This window comes from Emticicia sp. BO119 (assembly GCF_013912375.1).
In the GTDB taxonomy this organism is placed as follows: domain Bacteria; phylum Bacteroidota; class Bacteroidia; order Cytophagales; family Spirosomataceae; genus Emticicia.
This window is the reverse complement of sequence record NZ_JACETV010000003.1, coordinates 382594-398471: the sequence shown is the minus strand read 5'-3', so window position 1 is coordinate 398471 and position 15878 is coordinate 382594. Positions and strand designations below refer to the sequence as shown.

Annotated in this window: 21 protein-coding genes; 6 read left to right on the top strand and 15 right to left on the bottom strand. The window is 40.0% G+C overall.

All coding sequences use genetic code 11. From position 1 onward, the window contains the following. The 11 genes from H1R81_RS13130 to H1R81_RS13080 form a co-directional block, all read right to left on the bottom strand. A complete protein-coding gene (locus H1R81_RS13130; protein WP_181841182.1) occupies positions 1–2415 on the bottom strand; it encodes a phage tail tape measure protein in 2415 nt (804 codons plus the stop codon). Continuing rightward, complete coding sequence (locus H1R81_RS13125) at positions 2399–2656, bottom strand: hypothetical protein (RefSeq protein WP_181841181.1); 258 nt, start codon at positions 2654–2656, stop codon at positions 2399–2401. Before H1R81_RS13125 ends, H1R81_RS13130 begins: the two co-directional genes overlap by 17 nt. A 53-nt stretch (positions 2657–2709) precedes the next feature. Continuing rightward, positions 2710–3111: a hypothetical protein gene (locus H1R81_RS13120; protein WP_181841180.1), complete on the bottom strand. Its 402-nt coding sequence runs from the start codon at positions 3109–3111 to the stop codon at positions 2710–2712. A gap of 141 nt (positions 3112–3252) precedes the next feature. Then, positions 3253–3705 carry a hypothetical protein gene (locus H1R81_RS13115; protein ID WP_181841179.1) on the bottom strand — a complete coding sequence of 151 codons (453 nt, stop codon included), beginning with the start codon at positions 3703–3705 and terminating at the stop codon, positions 3253–3255. A gap of 1 nt (position 3706) precedes the next feature. Next, complete coding sequence (locus H1R81_RS13110; protein ID WP_181841178.1) at positions 3707–4150, bottom strand: hypothetical protein; 444 nt, start codon at positions 4148–4150, stop codon at positions 3707–3709. A gap of 158 nt (positions 4151–4308) precedes the next feature. Then, positions 4309–4635, bottom strand: a complete 327-nt coding sequence (locus tag H1R81_RS13105) for a hypothetical protein (protein WP_181841177.1) — start codon at positions 4633–4635, stop codon at positions 4309–4311. Beyond that, positions 4635–4823 (bottom strand): hypothetical protein, encoded by a 189-nt coding sequence (locus tag H1R81_RS13100; RefSeq protein WP_181841176.1) that lies wholly within the window; start codon positions 4821–4823, stop codon positions 4635–4637. Before H1R81_RS13100 ends, H1R81_RS13105 begins: the two co-directional genes overlap by 1 nt. After that, complete coding sequence (locus H1R81_RS13095; protein ID WP_181841175.1) at positions 4820–5353, bottom strand: hypothetical protein; 534 nt, start codon at positions 5351–5353, stop codon at positions 4820–4822. Before H1R81_RS13095 ends, H1R81_RS13100 begins: the two co-directional genes overlap by 4 nt. 136 nt (positions 5354–5489) lie before the next feature. After that, on the bottom strand, positions 5490–5897 hold the full coding sequence (locus H1R81_RS13090) for a hypothetical protein (RefSeq protein ID WP_181841174.1): 408 nt from the start codon (positions 5895–5897) through the stop codon (positions 5490–5492). 209 nt (positions 5898–6106) lie between these two features. Further along, positions 6107–7327: a phage major capsid protein gene (locus tag H1R81_RS13085; protein WP_181841173.1), complete on the bottom strand. Its 1221-nt coding sequence runs from the start codon at positions 7325–7327 to the stop codon at positions 6107–6109. Between the two features lie 470 nt (positions 7328–7797). After that, positions 7798–8538: an HK97 family phage prohead protease gene (locus tag H1R81_RS13080; RefSeq protein WP_181841172.1), complete on the bottom strand. Its 741-nt coding sequence runs from the start codon at positions 8536–8538 to the stop codon at positions 7798–7800. A gap of 108 nt (positions 8539–8646) precedes the next feature. Here H1R81_RS13080 and H1R81_RS13075 point away from each other — a divergent pair, with 108 nt between their 5' ends. Together H1R81_RS13075 and H1R81_RS13070 are read left to right on the top strand one after the other, a co-directional pair. Then, positions 8647–8835, top strand: a complete 189-nt coding sequence (locus tag H1R81_RS13075) for a hypothetical protein (RefSeq protein ID WP_181841171.1) — start codon at positions 8647–8649, stop codon at positions 8833–8835. Between the two features lie 168 nt (positions 8836–9003). Next, positions 9004–10275: a hypothetical protein gene (locus H1R81_RS13070; RefSeq protein WP_181841170.1), complete on the top strand. Its 1272-nt coding sequence runs from the start codon at positions 9004–9006 to the stop codon at positions 10273–10275. Positions 10276–10388: 113 nt separating this feature from the next. On the opposite strand, the gene H1R81_RS13065 is transcribed toward H1R81_RS13070, so the two are convergent. Beyond that, complete coding sequence (locus H1R81_RS13065; protein ID WP_181841169.1) at positions 10389–10766, bottom strand: hypothetical protein; 378 nt, start codon at positions 10764–10766, stop codon at positions 10389–10391. 51 nt (positions 10767–10817) lie between these two features. After that, positions 10818–11000, bottom strand: coding sequence for a type II toxin-antitoxin system HicA family toxin (locus tag H1R81_RS13060; protein ID WP_181841168.1), 183 nt, complete (start codon positions 10998–11000; stop codon positions 10818–10820). Between the two features lie 48 nt (positions 11001–11048). On the opposite strand from H1R81_RS13060, the gene H1R81_RS13055 reads away from it, so the two are divergent. Together H1R81_RS13055 and H1R81_RS13050 are read left to right on the top strand one after the other, a co-directional pair. Next, positions 11049–11264 (top strand): hypothetical protein, encoded by a 216-nt coding sequence (locus tag H1R81_RS13055; protein ID WP_181841167.1) that lies wholly within the window; start codon positions 11049–11051, stop codon positions 11262–11264. Positions 11265–11445: 181 nt separating this feature from the next. Continuing rightward, positions 11446–11763 (top strand): helix-turn-helix domain-containing protein, encoded by a 318-nt coding sequence (locus H1R81_RS13050; RefSeq protein ID WP_181841166.1) that lies wholly within the window; start codon positions 11446–11448, stop codon positions 11761–11763. A 31-nt stretch (positions 11764–11794) separates the two neighbouring features. On the opposite strand, the gene H1R81_RS13045 is transcribed toward H1R81_RS13050, so the two are convergent. Then, on the bottom strand, positions 11795–12358 hold the full coding sequence (locus H1R81_RS13045; protein WP_181841165.1) for a hypothetical protein: 564 nt from the start codon (positions 12356–12358) through the stop codon (positions 11795–11797). A 397-nt stretch (positions 12359–12755) separates the two neighbouring features. On the opposite strand from H1R81_RS13045, the gene H1R81_RS13040 reads away from it, so the two are divergent. Continuing rightward, a complete protein-coding gene (locus tag H1R81_RS13040) occupies positions 12756–12923 on the top strand; it encodes a hypothetical protein (RefSeq protein WP_181841164.1) in 168 nt (55 codons plus the stop codon). A gap of 81 nt (positions 12924–13004) precedes the next feature. Here the strand turns inward: H1R81_RS13040 and H1R81_RS13035 are convergent, their stop codons facing one another. Next, the gene (locus tag H1R81_RS13035; protein WP_181841163.1) at positions 13005–14402 is read right to left on the bottom strand and encodes a phage portal protein; all 1398 of its coding nucleotides are present in this window, start codon (positions 14400–14402) and stop codon (positions 13005–13007) included. Between the two features lie 405 nt (positions 14403–14807). On the opposite strand from H1R81_RS13035, the gene H1R81_RS13030 reads away from it, so the two are divergent. Continuing rightward, a complete protein-coding gene (locus H1R81_RS13030; RefSeq protein ID WP_181841162.1) occupies positions 14808–15764 on the top strand; it encodes a polysaccharide deacetylase family protein in 957 nt (318 codons plus the stop codon). Positions 15765–15878 lie beyond the last annotated feature (114 nt).

Sequence of the window (15878 nt, the reverse complement as noted above, 5' to 3'; positions counted from 1 at the left end):
TTAAAAGTTTCTGATTACTTCATACCTTTGCCCAGCCCAGTATACATCACTTCCTCTAAGATAACTTTCTCCGGACCCGCTTGAATTTTGTCCCAGACTTCCATAAACAGAAGATCCTGAAAGCCCCATACTAGGTGCTTTATTGGCAGACACTTGCTGGGTGCGTTTAGCTAAGCCTCCGGTAATACCAGCCCCGATGCCAGCAAGAACTCCTTTTGCTACTATTCCCGGGTTGACGGTAAAAATTCCTAACAGAATGTTTTGCTGTGCTATTTGTGCCAACATTTGTGATATGCTTGAAAGTGCAGCATTGGCTAAATCTTTAATTTTAGCTGTACCAGCTATCATTTCACCCACAATTACAGAAAGAGAAGAGATTGCAGTAGAGGACATATTCATAAAACTCTCCTTAATTCGCTGATTTGTTTCAGATATTAATTTTGCCTTTTTAGAATACTCATCAATATTCTTCCCTGTAATTGTGCCCTCTGATAATCCAAGAAACTGTTCAAGATTGTTTATTTTTTGTTCGTTTTCACCCTGTTCAGTAAGAGACTTCATAGAGGCATCGATTTTTTCCTTTAAGGATAAACCGTATTTTTCTATTCCTTCAGGTGATATACCGATGATAGCTGCAATCTTATCCTGATTACTTGATTTATCGTTTGATTTTAATGTGCCGAGGTTTTCAAATCCACTAAAAAGGCGTATTTCACTATCTTCTTTTTGATATTGTTTAGTCCGTTGAATCAGCCAGTCTGTATAGGCTTCAAGTATAAGTTTTTTTTGTTCTGTGGTTGCCTTGAGTTCATATAGTTCCTTTGCATGGGTACTTATCTCTTCAAGAAACTGTAAACGTAAGTTAGTCTTCTTTTGCTGAAAGTCGTTCGTCATAGCCGCCAGTTGTGCATGATTGGTTTCTTGTATAAGTCTATCACGCAATGCGGATACAGCTCTTGCAGCATCTTCATCTTTGTTTCTTCCACCGTTTCCACCTCCGATTAAATCTTTCCAGTTGAATGACACAAGGCTACTAATCGTTTTTTTAAGCTTGGTGGCATTGTTTGTGAGTTTTTCGGTATTGGCAGAGCAATTATCCACCGCTTTGTCTATGGTATTATTGATATCTAATATTTTTTCTGCGGCTGAATCGAGACCTACCATTTTGAACATCCTGGCAGTAACGATGACCACAGTTTTGACGGCTCCGCCTACTATATTAACAATGGTATTCCAGATACCTTTTACGATATTGATGAGATTCTCCCATACACCTTCCCAGTCGCCTGAGATGATATTGCCGAATAGTTCAAATATTTCTACTACCATTCCTAAGCCGTTAGTGAACAGGTTGGAGAATGTAGTCCATATGGTGTTGTCTATCAGATTCTGTTTGATAGCATCCCTTTTTTTGATTACATATCCCGCAAAAGCTACAATGGCTACAGTAGCAATAGCAACAGGTGCAGATACGGAGGCGAAAGCAATTTTTAAAGTACTTACTAAGGTGTTCAGCTTCTCAAAACCGGATTTTAGCAGAGGGAATGCTGCTATAAGACCACCAAAGAGGAGAATCATTTGCTTGCCCACAGGATTCATATCTGAGAAGCCCTGAATCACATTGTTGATAATAATGATGCCTTTGGTCAGGATGGGTAAGAGGGATTCGCCAAAATTGGTATATAATTCTTTGATTGACTCAGTGAAAATCTGCATCTGGTTGTCGGCAGTATAAATACCTCCAGCAAAGTCTCCCTGAGCTCCTTTGGTCGCATTCATTACGAAACCATATCTCAAAGCTGCTTTTTCGGCATCGGTCATGTGGGCATAGGTCTCATTTAAGCCCTGATTCAAAGCGAATTGTTCCAGATTGGTCTCGGTCATCACAATACCTAATTCCTTAAGTGCCTCAGTAACTCCAGATTCAGTAATAGCGTCAGCATCAGTAATAAATATACCTTTGAGTGCCGTACTGGCTACATCTAACTGCACATTTTTAAGCGAAGCGAGGTCTCCAGCAAGAGCGGTCAATTCCATGCCAACTTTAGCGGCGTTTTCCTGACTAAGGCCCATGACGGAACTCATGTCACCAAAAGTTGAAACCATTTCTAAGGCTGAAGATTCGGCAATGCCAAAAGAGTTGAGTGAGTTTTTAGCAAAGTCTTTTATTGTATCACTGCTTTTGCCAAAAGTATTTTCAACCTTACCTAAAGCCTCTTGAAGTTGAATAGCATACTTCACAGACTCACCTCCGAAAGTTGTGAAAGCATTGCTGAACGAATCAAGTGTTTCTTTCAAATCTTTGAATTTATCCTCTGTTTCTACCAGCTTTGCAAGACTCTCCTCTATTTTCTTTATAAACTCTTTCGTATTGGCATCAAGGTCTATTATTATCTTTTTATTCTCCTCTTCCATCGGATTTTGCTTTAAAATTGGCTTGTAAAACTTTGGCAAACTCGGTTAATGGCATACTTTTCGCCTCGGGTCTTTTATCAAAACTCAGCGGAAATGCCTGCTGTGGGGTAATCCGGTTGCGGGCTACAATATTGTACACAAGGGCGTACAACTCCCGCATGGTCCAGATATTCCGCTCAAATTCATTGTTGATTCTGGTGATGTATCCCCGGCGGATATTCATGGCCTGTCGCCTGGTCATTTCGTACCAGAAAACGTCGGGAGAGATACCTATTTCACCACAATAAAATTCCTCTAATTCGTCTCGGCTGGGTCGCTCAGCGTTTCCAGCAGTTGTGGATTCTCTTTGATCTGTTTCATTTTTTTTTCGACCCTGTCCACAATGGTCTGCCCCATTTTTTCGTAGGCTTCTGCAATGTTCGACTCCTCGACCAACACGCCATCTTTTGTAATCAGATTCATAAATGTACCGATAGGGTATTTCTGCGTTTGTACACCAGGGTTTCGCTGACAATAGATTTTATAAGAGAAATAGGCGTAATAACGGGCAAAGACAGCAAAACTACCTACGCCACTGAACAAAGCGCTGATTTCGGTTTCGGTATCAGATTCAAATTTAGGAATAGCCAGCTCCAGCGACTCGTTACAAACCTGCAACTTGCATTGTAATTCCCCGTGTTTTAGTTCTACTATCATGGGTTTTTGGATTTAGTGAATGGGTGATTAATCGTGAATGGTGAATGATGAATTAGCGAATAAATTACTACTGGTAATATCCTTCAAGATAGTGGGGTGAACTATTCACTAATTCATCATTCACCATTCACGATTAAATATTTACGCCACAGGCGTCAATTCGGGCAAGGTTACAATCTGCAATGAGAAGGTATATTCTACTATCCCATTATTCTCGTACTTGTTACCGATGCTTTCAAAGAAGGCATCGAAGGCTAACGTATAGCCGCCCTCTTCGTCAGTGAAAATGCGCATGCCATATTTCCCTCCGTTAGCATCTGCCTGCGTGTTTAACCAGTATCCATATACGTCTGTGTATGATACAAATCCTGAGCCCGGAGCCGTATCTTCTCTGGCTGTGCAGTTCACAGTGGTATCAAGCAAGGTTTTGATATAATCTTTGTGCTTGCCTGTATCCTTGCTGGAAACTTCAACCTTTTCAGATGAATGAGAAATATCAAAGGATATTTCGTGTTTGAATTTCTGCCAGGCTGGTGAGCCGGATGTACCCGTGTTGATTTCGAGTCTGTACTTTTGACCTATTAATTGTGACATATTATAATTGGTTTACGATTACTTCAAATGTGATAATTTTACGGACAATCAGGGCTGTATTACTCCGTTCATTGAAATTGGTTGAAGGTCCGCCTGATTTTACATTAACAAGCTGAAAGTCAGCATTGTCTGCCAGAGCTGTGGTAGATGGTGCAGGTAGAATCAACTCGCTGATACTGTTGGCTACATCGTTTACTTTATACTCAGTACGCTCACCACCTGTCAGTCTGTTAACTACTTCAAGATTGATATAAACCTTGCTGCCAAAGCTTGTTTTGGTATTAAACTCGGTAGTATAGGCGGCATACAGTCTTACAAAAAGGTTGTCAGTGTCGGCCTCATCCTGTTCAATGGCGAATACTTTAACCGGCACACTTTCGTAAGTGATGGCACCGTTAAGCACTCTGAAAAACTCGCTGAGGATATAGTTAGTGGCGTCTTTCATATATATCAATTTAGTGAATGAGTGATTGTGTGATTGAATGAATAAGCGATCGTTTTACGGCGAGTGTTTCAGTAATAGTATCATTCTTTTGTTGTCGTAATATTTGCTCCGTTGTCAATAATCACTCAATCACTAAATCGCTCATTCACTCAATCAATTCAAGCCCTCGCAATCAAAGTCAATACCTGCTTGGTATGGGTCTCGTTTTCTGCGATAGCTTGTATGGTGTATCGCTTGTTTTTCCATTCTACCTGAGTCGTTTCAGTAGGGATAAAAGCCGGATTCTTCCATATTTCAACCTTTAGCATCTGGTTGAAAGTAAGCTGCCCATCGGTACTTGTTCTCGGTAGGATCTTTTCCTGGATACTGGCCAATGTGCTTAAACTCAGGGTTTCGCCTGTGATGCTCTTGCCTCCCTGGTTGTCGGCCGACACCGTTGCGGTATAAAATCGTATTTCTTCCGTAAAAGCTAATCCTGCCATCATTACACTTGTGTTTTGGTGGTTACGCCACCCATTTTCAGTTGTTTGGTGCGGGGTCTGGTTTTTAATTCTTTCACAATCCCGCGCGCTATATAGCTTTTCAGCACTTCGGCTGATAGCTTTACTTTCGTTCCTGCCTGCTGTTTTTGGCCCGCACGATTCATGGTTTCTATCAGTGTTTCAGCATTCATATAGGTAGAGCGTTTACATGCATGGCCAATGCTTTTTGCATAGATGTTTTGTTCACAAATACCTCATATACCAGACTCTTAATCATCTGCTGATGGCTTGGGTCAATAGCCTGTCCTCCGGCCTGGTAGCTGATTTTTACACCCTCGGCAAAGTCTCCGGCGAGTGTTAAAAAGCCCCCTACGCCTTTCAATTCGTAGGCTTCTTCGGCTATTTCAGCATCCGATAAATCAGTAACCGAGATAGAGCCCGTTGTATTTACAGGCAGGTAGGGGAGCTTTGAAAAATCGTAGAACTCTCTCCAGGAGACTACAACCGACCGAGGTATCAGTGATATACCCAGTTTATCTTCAACAAGCCTTCTGAAGGCTGTATTTAAGGCATTCAGCGTATCATCATGCACGCCCAGACTGGCATCTATGCTGATAAAGCGTTTGATTTCTGAAAGGCTTACAGGCTCTTCAAAGCTATCGGCATCGGTTAATTGTACCGACATGCCCCGGGTGATTCTTTCAGTAATTTCAGATTTCATTTTGTTTGTTGTTTTTATTTTTTGGCCCCCCACCCCAACCCCTCCCCCTAACAGTGGGGAGAGGGGCTTTCCTTCATCTCCACATTTGCGGGTTTTATCCCCTCCCCACAGTTGGGGAGGGTTAGGGTGGGGTATTTTAATTCACATGTACCCACGCATTAAACGCCGTCGATTGCGTACCAGAACCTATCAGCCTGACTCTATAATAAGGATAGGCATGGGTAGTCAGTTTCCAGATTTTCAATTGCGTGTTAGTATTGCTGATAGCTACACTATCAGTGCCTATTTTCTCATAGGTAATTCCATCTACACTGCCATGAATGCTTGCGTATCCGCCAGGTGTGCCTGTGCCTTTAACCAGATTCAATTGAATCGTGACCGCCGTTGGACTGAACCCGGTTGATTTGATAGGCGCATAGACACTGGCATAAGCATAAGAAGCATTTGTCAGTAAGCCCGTGGCTGGTGTGGGCTTGAGTTTTGCCTGTGCCATAGCACCGAGCGAAATCACCAGAAATGTTATGGTTGTGAGTAGTTTTTTCATTTTTCGAAATTGTTGTGTTTTGTAGAGACGTATTGCAATCGCGCGGCGAACCGTACGTCTCCAAAGACTATCTAATCCAGTAGAATTAATTGTGTGGAACGTCTCAAAAGAATAGCTAATTATTCTCATTTTGACAGGACTCGGGAGACGTACGGTTCGCCGCGCGATTGCAATACGTCTCTACGAAACAAAAAAAATAATCGAACAATTTACCCCACCTTATTCAGCGCAGCAACAGCCGCAGCAAAACTTCCTTTTACTAAAACCTGGGTATCATTACCGCTAACGAACTGCACTAAACGTTGCTCGACGAGGATGGTTTTTTTGTTGTTGATGAAGTCGTCGCCTGATAAGCCAATCTGTACGGTTAAGCCCTCACGGTAGAGAACATTCACAACCGACATATCACCGCCTACAAACTCACCCGAGGCGATGGCTGTGGTTGGAATAATCTCCAGACCACTGATTACTACGCGGCCAGTACCGGCTACTTCGTACTCTTTCCAGATCGGGTGTCCGTCAGTATCTTTGATAAGCTGGATTTTTGCCCAGTCGGCCGAGTTCACGAATAAGGCATTACCGATACCGTAGGCTAATTCCACCTGCAAGGCAATGGCTCTGATAACATCCAGTTCGTTGGCCATCGGAATCTGTGCGGCTAAATCTCCGGCGCTGAAAGGGGTAGCGTAGTGCGTTAAACCGTATAAATTATCGTCTGCCCCATCGCCATCAATCAACTGGTCTTCAGTTTTTACCGACAGGCGTTTCGCCATATTGTTCTGAATGTACGAAATCAACTGTGGCAAATCGGCCAGCATTTCGGTAGTTACTTTGCCGTAAACTGCAATTTTGCGTACCTCAGCAATTTTCTCTACGTATTTCACCGATACCCTCGTTTTGGTTTCACCCTCGGCAATGAATACCGGCACTCCCTGTTCGTCAGTTTCTTCTACCCACAAGGCACGTGGGGCGCCGATAGTGCCCGGAGCAGCTACACTCAGGTAACGCTCTTCACGCTGACGGATTTTAGAGATTTGTCCGGTATTCTGCACGAGTGAATATTGCGTAGCACCTGCGCCAATGGTGTTGGCTGTGGTAAGGTCAACAGCGGCTTTAGTGCCTACCTGAAAAACCAAAGGCTCAGTCTGGCGGCCATTAGCTTTAACAATGGCCTCTATTTCGGTCTTTTTGGATTTGGCGGCACTCCATAAGGCATCTTCCAACGTAACATAATTGCTGGTTTTGGTATGTACCTGTCCGTTGATTTTGGCTGATAAATCATCATTCTGGGCCGATAGCATTTCGATGAGCTGACGTTGCTCGGCTATCTCCTTTTTGGTGGCGGTGGCGGGGTCTGTTGAGATACCCCGTAGTCGTTCGTCAATTAATCCGCCGATTTCTTTTACTGCTGCTTCTGAAAGTTGAGCCATTTTAGTGTTGTGTGTTAATGTGTAATAGTTGGTTAAGATTTAAAAAAGGTTCGTAGGTAGGTAATTTTGGCTAAAGCCGATTCGGATTATTGTCTTCTTGTTACCCCCCAATTCCATTGCGGATTTAAAAATGGGCGGACGCCGCGCGGGGCTATTGATTTTTTTTGCTTCAATTGGGGAGTGTCTAAAAAGGCTTTTACGCCAAATAATATTTGGAAAAGACCCCATCCCAACCCTTCCCCAACAATGGGGAAGGGCTAAAAAGTCCCTCTCTCCACAGTTGGGGAGAGGGATTTAGGGTGTGGGCGGACGCCGCGCGGGTTGAGATTAGCCAAATAATATTTTGCGACTATAGACTTTTTAGACACCCCCATTACTAAATTAACAGAATCCAATTGGCTTTAGCCAAACATTGAGAAACTGCATTCTATTTGAATGAAAATTTCGAAAAACGCTTATTCCCTGAACCTTTAAAAATCTGTATTATCAAATAAAAACGCATCAATTTCCTGCCTGACAGATAACGGCTTAGTGGGTGCAACAGCCCCCGGCTGAGTGTTGGCGTGCAGGGTTTTAAACTGACTGATTTTGTCTTCGAGGTTTTGTGTGGTAAACAGCAAATCCTGCTCCGACAGATTTTTTCTGAGGTTGTATCTGAGTGCCGAGAGGTCGGCTATTATTTCGTTGTACAATAGCTCAGGATTCTCCTGATAAGCCGTTTTTACGGCAAGGGTCGGGGTCTCGGGATTCGCCCCCCAAAGCACCACCGAACCCTCTAATAACCTCACTTCTGAAATCTCACGGTGGGTCTCAAAATCCTGGTATTTGATGGGGATAATACCCACGCTGTGCTGATTAAAATAACCTCTTTTGTATTTCGAATAATTGAGCATCTCAATAGGATCAGACTCATCGAAACGCGTAACACCGATAAGTTGCGAGCCCTCAACGTATAAATCCTGTAGTTTACCAACAATGCTGTCGGTGCGCCAGATATGGTCTTTGAGATGATATATTTTGCTGGCGCGACTTTTCGGGCCGTTCTCGGCTATAGTCTTGGTATAAGCACCACTCAGGATGACCTCGTTGTCGAAATCGATCATATCAAGGGTACTGAAAACCACCTTGACGGTTTTGTCGGCTTCTCCGAAATCGACAGACGCACTGATGGCTTTGGTGTACATTTTAGTCGAGCTTTGTTGTGGGTGCATGTGGTAAAGTATGATATTTTAACTTTGCGACAGCTAAATTATGGCAATAAAAAGTAAGAAACTAACTTGCAACACCAATCCACACATAACAACACGATAATGCACTTTATGACACTTTCAGAAAATTCGGTAGTAAGAGTAAAAGACGTTCAGGAGCTATTCCAATGCTCAGAGCGCACCGCCAAAATCAAAATGCGGCAGGTTAGAGAGGCTTTAGGGAAACCCATTAATAAAGACGGCAAGAAGGGCGGCGGGGCTATCACCTTGAAGCAGGTGAAGGGGGTTTTTGGGTTGTGAGGGGGGGCAAGGATTCGATATTTTAGAGCAGGCGAGAATCCGTGCTTTTTACTTTTTTGAGGGTTGAATTTCGGCAATTGTTTTAAATGAACCGTTTAATAATTATTTTTCAGTAGAATAATAATTATTCATAATATTGATTAAGCAAGAGTATAAAAATTAATAACTATGAAAAGAAAAGATATTTTTACTATTCAACTTGGTCAGCTAATTTCTCGAAAAGTAAAAAATGGTAGTTTAAAAATAGAGTTATCAGAAGATTACTGGTATTCATCTAAAATAAATGTGTATGCTATACCTAACTTGGACAATCAAGGTGGTAATATTGATATAATAATTTCTCCCTTCCCTCCAAATTCATGGAAAAATATTTATGCGCTCAAGGTTATACCGATACAAAAATTTGACTCCCCTGGTTTCATAACAAGCTTCACTGATATTTTAAGAGATAATAATATCAATATTTTAAAGTTGCAAAGTAACCCAACATTTGCCATTGAACCTTATTCTTTTTGGCTACTTTTAGATTTGACGAAAAGTCCAATTTTAACAGACATTGATTCGCAAATCTCCAACTGTTCACCCAACTTAGAAGATGAATATCATTACTATTATAGAAAAGAATTAATAGAACAACAATTACAAACAATTCTGGCAGAACTGATTGAGATAGCAGAAGCCAGAGGTACACAGTTTCTTTATAATTTTGTTCATAAAACTGAAAAAAATTATAAAGTATATTGGGATGAAATGTCAGGAACTGAAAATATAAGATTTGATATTGAAAATTATCAAGGCGTTATTCCTCGATTTGTTTTAGATAAATCAGAACTGAAAAGAGATGAAATCCAATATTCTATTATATCTAATCCAAATCAAAAAACATTTTTTATATTAAGGATTTTTGGAGATGAGCCAGTTATATATTTAGGAATTCAAAATATCGATGTTATAGGTTCAATTAATGAGATTTCAAAAGCTATAAGTAGGAATAAAGGTAATGTACTTAGCGCAACAGCTTTAATTGAGAAAGCGATCCATGGGAAATCGCATTATTTTACTTTGATTTCTATTAATTCAAATGACGTGAAGAATATGTTGAACGACTTATCACAAATTGATGATGTTCAGAAAATTATTATATATAATTATTCAGAAAATATAAAAAGTATAGGCTTTTCTTCTTTAATGACAAATTCCAAAATTGAAATTCTTAAGAAAGGCCCTTTTGCTCAAAAATTTATAGACTCATATAAAGTGTTTAAAGAAAAAAATTACTTTAGCTTAGACGTAATTATAAGGGTATTTTTTGAAAAAGCTATTGAAGTAGCGATTTTTACTTTTATTCTTTCATCTTTAGTAAAATTAAATATTGGAAATTATTTAAAAGATTTTTTTCAAAATACGATTTATTATTTCAAAGAGTTTTTCTACAAATAGACTTTTATTATGCCCCCTCAGAGTCTCCTGTGTGCGCAGGCCCGAGCAAAGTAAAGGGACTCTGAGGTTTGAGCAGGGGTATTACTTATAGGATATTATTATAACCTTATCAACTAAGCCTCCACCAACTTCAAAGAAGCCATTTGCCGCCCTAACTCATGCACAGCGTTTTCAATTTTAGCCACCTGTTCTTTGGAAGCTGCTTTTGAACCTGCGGCATAATGTCTTAACAGGCTTGGGTTCATGCCTGCTACTGCTGCAATTTTTGAGATTTTCAGATAGTCGAAAAACAGAAAGAAACTTGTTAAATCGTAAGCGAGTTCAAACTGAACTTCTTCTACCCCATGAAAATCAAATAATAACTGTTTGATTTTCGCTTGCAATTCTTCTACTGTCGGAGCTGAATCGACGATTAAATCGTCCTCGTGCAACACTCTTCCCCAAAGTAAGCCATCGTCTCCGTTTTCTAATATTAATGTTTCCTGCTTCATTTTTTGATATATGTTCGCAAAACACGTTGCGTCGTTTTAAGTCAAATAGAACTATTTCAATCCGGCTTGCTTCATAATAGAGTTTACTGTACCTATCGGAACATTTCCGCCATGAACGGGGACTGTAACTTTCCCCTTTTTGGTTGGGTGAACCAGTTGTAAATGGCTTCCCTTCTGGTCTTTTTCGAGCCAGCCATCATCATAAAGGATTCTTAGTAGTTCACGAACCTTCATTTTTAGGTGTGCAAAGTACAAAGTAAAGGTCGCAAATTTGCGTCATATATGCGAACTTTTTGGCACTTTTTTGTGACTTTTAAAACAGGCATCAGAAAACCCACCTTCCGCCTAACAATCAATATCGCCAAAGCACTAAAAGTAGACTGGAAACAATTGGCTATTTCTCCTATCACCAAAAAAATCGAATCATTAGATATTCCGGAGCAGGAAAAACAGAAACTGAATGCTGTTCTCAATAACATCGGACGCGCGCTTTCGTAATCATATCATAGCTCATCGTAGGTTTGCTCAAATCTCTAAAGTCTGATTTTATAAGATTTTCCCCATCATAGTATGATTTCGACATTTTTTTTGCCTTAAAAAATCTTCCTGGTTAACTTATTAATTATTTGATTATCAGTACATTAACTTCTTAAGAATTTTGTTTCCCTGTATGGGCACCATGTTTTGGTGCTGTTTAAGGGGTGTTGTTATTGATTTAGAATTTAGTAACTTTATACTGGAGGCGATACATTACAGAGCCTTAGCCGCACTCGCCAAAAAAGCAGGCGTGTCTACTGCGTATGTCTCTCATATTGAAACAGGTGTCAAGAAACCCACCTTTCGTCTCACAGTCAAAATAGCCAAAGCACTAAAAGTGGACTGGAAAGAATTGGCTATTTCTCCCATCACCAAAAAAATCCAATCATTGGATATTTCGGAGTTGGAGAAGCAGAAGCTAAACGCAGTCTTGACCAGTATTAGTGGTAGCCTTGCGTAAAGCTAATAAGTGCTTGTATCCTAAACTACCCTCAAAAATCAGAAGAAGATTTTTTGTAGGTAAAGAAGCTATCAAAATTCTTGGTAATGATTGGGTCATCAATTTTGAAGAAACTCGGGCGGGGAGTTTTTCCCTTGCTAAACGCCTTAAAGTACATTGTTTCAAAATCTACCAAATATCCCGGTGCATTTGGTGTTAAGTTGTTTACCCCGTCCACTACTTTAATATTGGAAAGCGTAACTCTGTATCTATCTTCTTTGATTTCAATTCTCACATCAGAGGTGAACATATTTTGTTTTAAGTAGATAGGCGTTGTTGCCCAGGGCGCTCCATAAGTATTGAGTTTAAATCTTTTTAACTTACCAATTATTGTAGATTGTAAAGTGTCAATGTCTTCAAGGACACCTTTAAGTTTGATGAAAGTCAGGTATTCTTTGGGTGTGACATTCATACTGTACACTTTTTGCCAAATCACAGCATTGTCTTCAACTTTAAACAAAGATGTTTCAGGAGTTGTCTCCTCCTGCGCCTGAACTTTAGAAATACTTAATACAGTGACTGAACAAAGTAATAGCAAATAAAGTACTTTTTTCATACAACAAATTTTAGAGTGAGTAATGATAAACGAGGGTTGATAATTAAGCAAAGATTAATAAAATTGTTGAATCAAACAAAGCTGATTTTATTATAAGGTTGAATTTTTTTGCAGAATATTATCCGGTTATGGATACCTCATAGACATACTTTTAGTGTGCTTGTATTTCTTTAACCCAATTTTGCTATTGTTTTGATTTTTCTTGTTTTTGGGTAATATTAACCATAGCACCTATTCAGATAAGAAGGATTACATTTTTCTTGCTGTGTTTATTTCTGCCCGGGGTTAAAACATTTTCTCAGGATACCCTGAATTTCGAACAGCTCACAAATAAGGAGTTCATTAAATATATAAAAAATTATCAGGAGTTTGTCTGGGTTGACAACACAGAAAAGCAATGAATTTAGATGAGGTGATTAATCCTGCTCTGAAACCAAGTAAACAACAGGCAATCAAGCTACCGGAAGAAAAAAAGAATTTACTTGACTTAAGGCTAATCACCACTAAAGAGTATAATAAGTTTAAGAAAGAATACGGTGAAATTATATTGAAATCAGGGAATTGATAAGATAGGGTGTTTATTTCTTCAAAACAAACGCCACTTACTTTTTGGTTAGTAGCGTTTGTTCTTAAAAAAATCACTTCCCTATACCTTATTTCCATTACCAGTACTATCCACCACCCAATATTTCTGTGGCAAATCCATGCGGGCATCTTTAACAGGTAATGGTGTGTACTCAAGCCACGCCCTTTTCTCGTTATCACTCAGGAAATCCATGTTGCGAAGGGCTTCTGATTGATATTTTATATCCTGACTGAATTCTTCAAACACATCGTAGTCGAACTGGAGTTCGTGGTCTTTGAGCGTGGGAGCAATCAGGAAATCATGAAGGCTCTCGCAGAGTTCCCGCATTTCAGGGAAAACCCCGTCACGCAAAGATATTTTACTCACCTCTTTCAGGTTGTTGTAGCTTGATGATTCCTGTGAGCCTAATAACACAGGATTGATGTGCCATACTGCTCCTAATATCTCTCTGATGGCTTTTTGTGCCTCTTGTGTACGGGATTCCGAAAGAGGGGCATCTAACCGGATTGCATCTAAGGGGAAGCCTGACACTGCCACATTCTGACGATTTTTTTGCCCGAACAACCGGAGAATAATGTCTTTGAAATTCTGTTTTTCCTGCGGTGATTGTTGGTTGTAATCCTGTGATACCTCTTTGTCTCTCGGGAACAGTATATTGGTGCTATCGCCTGTCTGAAATCCGTATAGTTCACGTAGCTTAGCGGCTTTGTAGGTGTCAATCTCGTTGAGAGCTGCCTGGATACGAGGTGTGCCATAAAGGAAGCTACCCTGGTTATCATAATTGAAAGAGTGATTGCGGAGTAACAGGGAGTCGTCGGCTCTGAACTCTTTAGTATAGGTGGCATTGATGAGTTTATAGCCCTGAATAGGATCAAAGGGCGTGCCACCAATAATTTGTACCAGATGGGAGGGTAGAGGATTCAGACTTTCAATAGTAACTTTGCTGAGTGAGTTACCCACCCGATTGGCCCATATAACACAGAAACCGGAAACGTCACGCGATGACATATAGTGATAAACGAACTGTTTCCAGGTAAAGAGAGGCGCAGGCTGCCGGAACAGCTTTTTGATTTTGCCATAGGTGAGGTCTGTTGGTGTAATGGTCGATAACTCTATTTCTTCATAAGCACGTTCTTTGAGCATAGCCAATTGTTTTAACTCGTAGGTGCTGAGGTAGACACCATTAAACTTTCGGTATTCTTTGGCCAGTGTTTTATCTTTTACCTGATAGAGACAAGGCTTTATCTCTGATGCCCTGCCCGCTTTCCAGTCAATAAGTGCAAAAACCAATGAATTATTGGCGTAGGTCTTCACATATTCGTTCAGATTGTACTCAGTAGTGATGGGCATTCCCCTATAAGGAATGCTGAAAAGTAGTTGATTGTACAAATTGCCCGACGAATTGGCAGTAGTGTTGATTGTTTTTTTGTTGGATGATTCAAAACTTAAAAATCCCATATCTGTCTGAAAAGATTATGGGTATATCACTAATGAGCCTGTTGGAGAGAAAGACAAAGGTAGGCAGGGTGTGAGAATGAGGCAATTTTTTTGAGCAGATTTTGTGATTTTCAGACTGTTGTGACAATGATATTCAGATATTCTGCAGGGCAACCATCTAATAGATGTTTGTCGCAGTTTTTTTATAATCCTTAAAGGAATAAATCGTTTTATTTTAATTGTAGACATTTGAACTGAAACCTTAATGACTTAACGTTTGTAAATCCACTATCTAAAGGTTATAGCAATTGAACCGGTTACATTGTGATTATTTAGATTCATAAATTTTAATTTTTAGAAATATACTTGCCCGGAATAGAAACTTATTATCTTTAGCTTTAATAAGCAAAGAATATACTAATACTTATGAATAAATTTCTTCTTATTCTCATCACTACCATTTCCGGCCTCAACATTGCTTATAACAGCAATAATAAGTCAGATACACACATCACCAAACCCCAAACCGAAAAGCCGAAAATAGCCTTTACCTTTGACGACGGGCGTACAGACAATATGGGTGGCTACCAACTGAAAGTTTGGAATGAGCTATTGCTCCAAAACCTGAGAAAGCACAAACTAAAAGCCATTCTGTTTTCATCAGGGGCTAATAAGACTACGCCATTAGGTAAGTACGTGTTGTCATCGTGGAATAATGCGGGGCATCTGATTGCCAATCATACTTTTACTCACCCCAACTTTAACAGCAAGAATACAAGCCTGGAATCTTTTGAGCTCGAACTAACCAGCAACGACTCTATCATCAAGGCATACAGCAACTATTGTAAGTATTTCAGATTTCCTTATTTAAAGGAAGGTGACACAAAAGAAAAAGTAGAAGGATTCAGAGCATTTATGAAGCAGAAAGGCTATAAAAATGGCCATGTAACCATCGATGCTTCAGACTGGTACATAGCCAACCGTTTAGCCAAAAGATTAAACGAAAACTCAAAAGCTGATATTTCGGGATTCAGAGAGTATTATAAAAAACACCTTTTCAATCGGGCATTGTTCTACGATTCTTTAGCTTATCAGCTAACTAACAGACGCATTAATCATGTGATACTGTTACATCATAATTTAGCATCAGCTTTATTTTTAGACGACCTGATTCAGTATTTTAAAGCCAATGGCTGGGAAGTGATGGATGCCGATAAAGCCTATACAGACAAAATTTATGAGACAATGCCAACCAATATTCCGGCAGGAGAGAGCCTGATATGGGCATTAGCCAGGCAATCGGGTAAGTTTGAAAAAGCATTAAGATACCCTGCAGAAGATGGCGAATATGAAAAGCCAATGATGGATAAACTTGGGTTATAAATAGCAGATAATGTGATTGGGGTTCAGAATTTTGAAATACGAAAAATTTACAATTACATTTTCAGAACTCATTACCTATTGCATTTCAGATTCTTCATGAGTAAGCAAGCGTTC

What these genes read in the sequence shown, in the direction of transcription:
- H1R81_RS13130 (WP_181841182.1), bottom strand. Translation starts at nt 2,415, where the DNA reads ATGGAAGAGGAGAATAAAAAGATAATAATAGACCTTGATGCCAATACG.
- H1R81_RS13125 (WP_181841181.1), bottom strand. Translation starts at nt 2,656, where the DNA reads ATGACCAGGCGACAGGCCATGAATATCCGCCGGGGATACATCACCAGA.
- H1R81_RS13120 (WP_181841180.1), bottom strand. Translation starts at nt 3,111, where the DNA reads ATGATAGTAGAACTAAAACACGGGGAATTACAATGCAAGTTGCAGGTT.
- H1R81_RS13115 (WP_181841179.1), bottom strand. Translation starts at nt 3,705, where the DNA reads ATGTCACAATTAATAGGTCAAAAGTACAGACTCGAAATCAACACGGGT.
- H1R81_RS13110 (WP_181841178.1), bottom strand. Translation starts at nt 4,150, where the DNA reads ATGAAAGACGCCACTAACTATATCCTCAGCGAGTTTTTCAGAGTGCTT.
- H1R81_RS13105 (WP_181841177.1), bottom strand. Translation starts at nt 4,635, where the DNA reads ATGATGGCAGGATTAGCTTTTACGGAAGAAATACGATTTTATACCGCA.
- H1R81_RS13100 (WP_181841176.1), bottom strand. Translation starts at nt 4,823, where the DNA reads ATGAATGCTGAAACACTGATAGAAACCATGAATCGTGCGGGCCAAAAA.
- H1R81_RS13095 (WP_181841175.1), bottom strand. Translation starts at nt 5,353, where the DNA reads ATGAAATCTGAAATTACTGAAAGAATCACCCGGGGCATGTCGGTACAA.
- H1R81_RS13090 (WP_181841174.1), bottom strand. Translation starts at nt 5,897, where the DNA reads ATGAAAAAACTACTCACAACCATAACATTTCTGGTGATTTCGCTCGGT.
- H1R81_RS13085 (WP_181841173.1), bottom strand. Translation starts at nt 7,327, where the DNA reads ATGGCTCAACTTTCAGAAGCAGCAGTAAAAGAAATCGGCGGATTAATT.
- H1R81_RS13080 (WP_181841172.1), bottom strand. Translation starts at nt 8,538, where the DNA reads ATGCACCCACAACAAAGCTCGACTAAAATGTACACCAAAGCCATCAGT.
- H1R81_RS13075 (WP_181841171.1), top strand. Translation starts at nt 8,647, where the DNA reads ATGACACTTTCAGAAAATTCGGTAGTAAGAGTAAAAGACGTTCAGGAG.
- H1R81_RS13070 (WP_181841170.1), top strand. Translation starts at nt 9,004, where the DNA reads ATGAAAAGAAAAGATATTTTTACTATTCAACTTGGTCAGCTAATTTCT.
- H1R81_RS13065 (WP_181841169.1), bottom strand. Translation starts at nt 10,766, where the DNA reads ATGAAGCAGGAAACATTAATATTAGAAAACGGAGACGATGGCTTACTT.
- H1R81_RS13060 (WP_181841168.1), bottom strand. Translation starts at nt 11,000, where the DNA reads ATGAAGGTTCGTGAACTACTAAGAATCCTTTATGATGATGGCTGGCTC.
- H1R81_RS13055 (WP_181841167.1), top strand. Translation starts at nt 11,049, where the DNA reads ATGCGAACTTTTTGGCACTTTTTTGTGACTTTTAAAACAGGCATCAGA.
- H1R81_RS13050 (WP_181841166.1), top strand. Translation starts at nt 11,446, where the DNA reads ATGTTTTGGTGCTGTTTAAGGGGTGTTGTTATTGATTTAGAATTTAGT.
- H1R81_RS13045 (WP_181841165.1), bottom strand. Translation starts at nt 12,358, where the DNA reads ATGAAAAAAGTACTTTATTTGCTATTACTTTGTTCAGTCACTGTATTA.
- H1R81_RS13040 (WP_181841164.1), top strand. Translation starts at nt 12,756, where the DNA reads ATGAATTTAGATGAGGTGATTAATCCTGCTCTGAAACCAAGTAAACAA.
- H1R81_RS13035 (WP_181841163.1), bottom strand. Translation starts at nt 14,402, where the DNA reads ATGGGATTTTTAAGTTTTGAATCATCCAACAAAAAAACAATCAACACT.
- H1R81_RS13030 (WP_181841162.1), top strand. Translation starts at nt 14,808, where the DNA reads ATGAATAAATTTCTTCTTATTCTCATCACTACCATTTCCGGCCTCAAC.